Origin of the sequence: Psychrobacter sp. 5A.1 (assembly GCF_030407455.1) — a bacterium.
GTDB lineage: Bacteria > Pseudomonadota > Gammaproteobacteria > Pseudomonadales > Moraxellaceae > Psychrobacter.
The window spans coordinates 1-4,846 of the sequence record NZ_JASDDJ010000103.1 but is presented as its reverse complement, the minus strand read 5'-3'; the positions used below and the strand labels follow the sequence as shown (position 1 = coordinate 4,846).

The following is a 4,846-nucleotide window of genomic DNA, read 5'->3' as shown; positions in this document are numbered from 1 at the left end:
GAACAAACACCTAGACGACAACCAAAAAACCAATGATAAAGCGGATAGAACCATCGCAGATTTACGCGAAAGCAAGCTATTCATTGTCCCAGCTGCGCCTAAGCCTGACTTTAAGCCCAGAAAAGTTACTCAGGAGAGCATAGACCGCGCCAACGATGCGGTAAATAGGCTAAAAGCGATACGCCTTAACCGCGAGAAAGCACAGCAAGCTGAGCAAGAGCGCCTAAGACAGCAGCAAATAGCTGCTATTGCACAAAAAAAGCAAGAACAGGCCGAACAAGAGAAGCTAGAGCGACAACAGCGCCGAGAACAAAGACTTGCAAGGATTGCTATGGAGACAGGGGAGTTCAATCATTACTATCAGCAGCTAGAGCAGCAGCCCATTAGCGTTGATCAGTCGCACTTGCAGAAAATCGATCAAAACAGCGAGTTTGGAAAGCACCTTGTGTCTATTGTAGCCACCGACAACCTCATGCAAGCGTTGACACTCTATCAAGATGATCCCAGTACCACCAAGCACCAAAGAACGCTTGCAGAACTACAGTATGAGCGTTTAGGCAACGATCTTATCTCACATTCGCAATCGGCATTGGATAGTAGCAAAAGCATACGACACACAGCGTCGCAAAAGACCAGTACAGCGGCATTAAAGGGTGTTTTTGATGCTATGGTACCTGAGCATAAGCAAAACCTCTCTCAGACGCAGCAGGAGCGCTTACAGAGCGTCTCAGTAGCCATTAACGACCATAGCTATGATATCAACCGCAGTCGTGGCATGACACTAGGATTTTAGATATGACCGACAACGCCCAGTCGATGCAAATAGAAGAATTAGTGCTTCTCCTTCACGCACTTATTGAACAAGATCAAGAATTACTAGCAGACAATAAAGCCCAAGCTCAAGCCAATGGAGAATATGCACAGCAGCTTTCAGCACAGGTTAAGCAGCTAACTGAGCTATTAAAAACCTACCAAGACAAAGAACAGCTGATCACGGACAACACCAATGAAGCACTCAAAAATAATATCAATCTGATTTTTGAGAAAAACCATGAACGCTATCATGGCCTGATAGATAAAGGTTTCACCACTCATATAGACACAGCTACCAAACAACTCTCAACGGTTGCCACTAAGGTTGAAAAGCAATTTGAAGATCTTGAGACAGCCGCTCATAACTCAAAAACTGAATTTGAGAGCAGACAGGAATTTTTCAAGCTGTATGAAGATACCTATGATAAGCAAGGTAGGAAACTGCGAGAGAGCGTAGATAGCACAACGACTGCTGTTATAAATGCTACTAAAGACAGGCTTGATGATGTGGCTAATGATTTTAGCTATAACTTAGTAAAGCATCTTAGCTGGAAGATAACGGCTATGCTTGGTGCTGTCTGTCTTTCAATTATGCTGCTAACGTTCGGTTCAGCTTGGTTGTTTGTTCCTAGTAAGGCTGAAATCTCTCAAAGGCAGTCTCAATATAATGCGCTTGAAAAAGCTCAATTATTTAACAAGGTTATTCAAGCTGACGATGGTTACTATGCAGAGGTCGATACAAGTAAGTGTAGAAAAGACTTCAAATCCAACCTTTTTAGTAACCGGACTTGGTGCAAATTCAAGTAATTATAAAGTAGCAAAAAGTATCTTTTCTTTTTCAGTTATCAACAACCAAAAAGGTTTTTAATGTTTTTAATGCTTTTAAAAGCTTTTAAGTTGTCTGGAAGCATTGATATCATTGGCGTATAGAGTACGTTAAGGGACGTTTACCTGTCAATTAAGGGACGTTTACCTGTCAATTAAGGGACGTTTACCTGTCAATTAAGGGACGTTTACCTGTCAATCAATGACTTAGTTTGTTTACGTCACTTAAAAGACATGATAAATTAACGTCATTAATCAGAATGAGTTTATAGATATGAGCAACAAAAAGTTGAAAAATGAGGTCGTTAAAACTCACAGGCTAAATACAGCTCTACAAAAATTATCGCTTGCTGAAATTCGACTTATGCAGTTAGCGATTATAGACGCAAGAGAAACAGGTGCAGGCATAGATACCGTAACTCCCTTACCTATCCACGCAAGCCGTTATGCTGAGGCGTTTGGTGTCACAAGACAAACTGCATACGAAGTTCTTATTGAGGCTGAGACTTCTTTATTTAAGCGTTATTTCACATTTCTTGATGAGCGGGATGGTAAGCCAGTTAAGTCTCATTGGGTAAGTCAGGCAAAGTATTTGGATGATGAGGCGATTATTGAAATAATGCTTACACCTGCTGTAGTACAAGAGATTACACGTATTGATGCTATAGAAGCTAAAACTCTATTCACAAGATTTGCGCTTGAGCAGGTAGCACCAATGAAGAGTGTCTACTCTGTGAGATTATACGAACTGCTCAACCAATGGAGGCAAGCGAAAAAGGTAAGTTTTGACCTAGATATTTTTAGAGGGCAGTTAGGTGTTGAAGACACTGAGTACAAGGCAATGAGTGATTTTAAAAAGCGCGTTCTAGATCTTGCAGTGAATGAGATAAATGAAAAATCAGACCTAAAAGTTAGCTACGAACAGGTTAAAAAAGGTGTGGCTATAGCAGGCTTTAAATTTAAGGTATTAACTAAAGCGCAACCGAAAAATGCAAAGCAAGAACCTGTCAGAGACGGGGATACAGCAGATATGTTCACGATTGAAGGGCTAAATGATAAGCAGCTAGGACGTATCGTTCGCAATCCTGCTTTCATGGCAGAATACAATCATTTAGTAAGCCCGACTAGCCCAGCTGGGCAGTCACAGCAAGGATGGGAATTTGAGATGCTTAATCGCCTTAAACAAGACGCTTCTGATTTCCAAAAGCGTCCTATTAGAGAATATCTTGATTATTAAGAGTGTTTTTACTAATTAACTAAAGCGGCATTAAAGAACCCTGTGTATGGATAGTAGTAGCCAGCTTCGATGTAGTAAATACCATCTTCTGGTATTTTGAACTCGAAGTCTTTCTCAGTACCAGTTCTCACACGTTCATAATTTGAATTATAAACGGTATTAAAGTAACGGTTATCTCGATGCTCGCCTGAATTGTAACGGTTCTTAAATAATCTAACCAAGCTATCAGTTATTGGATAATCGAAAGAACCTTTAAACATAAACGTTTGGTCTTTCTTGGCTTGAAACTTATAGTAGTTATAAAAAGGGTTACTACTCAGCTGATTGTTATTATTGAAATTAAGTGGTTTAGGGTTGCTAGGCGTACCAATATCACCAATAGGATTTTTTAAAATAGAATTTACATTAAAGCTTGTTATATTTAGCACCCCTGGCCCTGCGGACTTTACTTCTACATTAAAGTCTTGGGTTTCATCTACATCAATTTTCATCCCATCACTACAAGTGCGACTACTCCAGTCACCAGACTCTTTAGCTACCGTTAAGTGAGTGTTGCTACTAAATTTACGACAGTCCCAAATAGTCTGTTCGTACTGTGGCAGTTCTACAGAATACTTTATAAATGCTTTATCCCCACTTTTAGCTGAGAATTTAAAGTTATTATAGAAATAATTTGAGTTTAATTGATAAGTCTTACCATTTTTAACAGTTATTGGATCATTGACACTACCTGATTGAGGAGTGTCTACTACTGGAGGCGAAGTTGGAGGGTTAGTAACTGAACCGCCATTATTTGAACTTCCACCACTATCATCGCTACCACAGGCAGCAATAAAAGCTACGGATGCTAAAACTAACAGACCTTTTGTTTTTTTCATATAAATTCTCATCAACTTAACCATCTATAGATATGCAACAGAAGTTGAACTATAACACATCTATAGAGAGCTATCTTTTGGCCAGTATGTTTTTAATTTTTAAGCCCTCTGCAAGAGCGCGTTTTCGAGAACTGTGATATATTTCACCTAACGGCTCATATCTCCCAATTCTCGAAACACGTTGGGGACACCCCAAACCCCAAAAAACCACGCTCAAAATAGGCAGTCGTTATGGCGATATTCATGGCAAGCACCAAGTCAGTATCAAGAGCAAAAGGACAAAGTGCGATTGCTGCTGCCGCTTATCGTGCTGGTGATAAATTGCTTGATGAAGACAAAGATCACGGCAAGCTCCACGACTATCAAAAACGCAGTGGCGTATTAAGTGCCGATATTATTCTACCGACTGCCTTAGCTAATGGTGACATTGGCAGAGCCGAATTGTGGAATATGGCAGAGCGTAATGAAACCCGAAAAAATAGTCGCGTGGCTCGTGAATGGCTCATTGCCTTACCCCATGAATTGAACGAACAAGATCGCAAAGACTTAGCCCATGACTTCGCCAAAACCTTAGCCGATAGATACCAAGTAATCGCAGATTGTGCGATCCATGTACCAACAGAGAAAGAAATCGAACGCGGTGCAAGCCCTCTTAACTTCCATGCTCATATTTTATTGACCACGCGCACCGCCACCATTGACGATGACGGCAAAATCTACCTTACCAAAGACAAAGCCGACAGCGAAATATCAGACGATGACCGCAGAAAAAAGGGCTTGCCGCGCATGAGCGTGGAAGTGAAAGCGGTGCGCGAACTGTGGGAGCATACCGCGAACAAGGTATTAGAAGCGAAAGGGCACAATCTGATTGATAGCCGTAGTTATAAGTCACAAGGTATCGACCTAGTGCCACAAATAAAGATGGGTAAAGACGCTACGCACATGGAACGTAAAGGGATGCCAACCGAAAAAGGTCAGTTTAACCGTGAGATTATCCAGTCTAATGAGTTGGTTTGGAACAAACACCTAGACGACAACCAAAAAACCAATGATAAAGCGGATAGAACCATCGCAGATTTACGCGAAAGCAAGC

Annotated in this window: 5 protein-coding genes; 4 read left to right on the top strand and 1 reads right to left on the bottom strand. The window is 41.0% G+C overall.

Features of this window, described 5'->3' with window-relative positions; translation table 11 throughout:
• The 3 genes from QL982_RS14020 to repM form a co-directional block, all read left to right on the top strand.
• Positions 1-793: hypothetical protein (locus QL982_RS14020; protein ID WP_290190418.1), on the top strand; the 793-nt coding region annotated here is incomplete at its 5' end.
• A 2-nt stretch (positions 794-795) separates the two neighbouring features.
• On the top strand, positions 796-1,620 hold the full coding sequence (locus QL982_RS14015) for a hypothetical protein (protein ID WP_290190417.1): 825 nt from the start codon (positions 796-798) through the stop codon (positions 1,618-1,620).
• A 292-nt stretch (positions 1,621-1,912) separates the two neighbouring features.
• Positions 1,913-2,875: a replication initiation protein RepM gene (gene repM / locus QL982_RS14010; RefSeq protein WP_290190416.1), complete on the top strand. Its 963-nt coding sequence runs from the start codon at positions 1,913-1,915 to the stop codon at positions 2,873-2,875.
• Positions 2,876-2,886: 11 nt separating this feature from the next.
• Here the strand turns inward: repM and QL982_RS14005 are convergent, their stop codons facing one another.
• Positions 2,887-3,753 carry a hypothetical protein gene (locus QL982_RS14005; RefSeq protein ID WP_290190415.1) on the bottom strand — a complete coding sequence of 289 codons (867 nt, stop codon included), beginning with the start codon at positions 3,751-3,753 and terminating at the stop codon, positions 2,887-2,889.
• A gap of 231 nt (positions 3,754-3,984) precedes the next feature.
• On the opposite strand from QL982_RS14005, the gene QL982_RS14000 reads away from it, so the two are divergent.
• A partial coding sequence (locus QL982_RS14000; RefSeq protein WP_290190414.1) for a MobA/MobL family protein occupies positions 3,985-4,846 on the top strand: 862 nt, incomplete at its 3' end.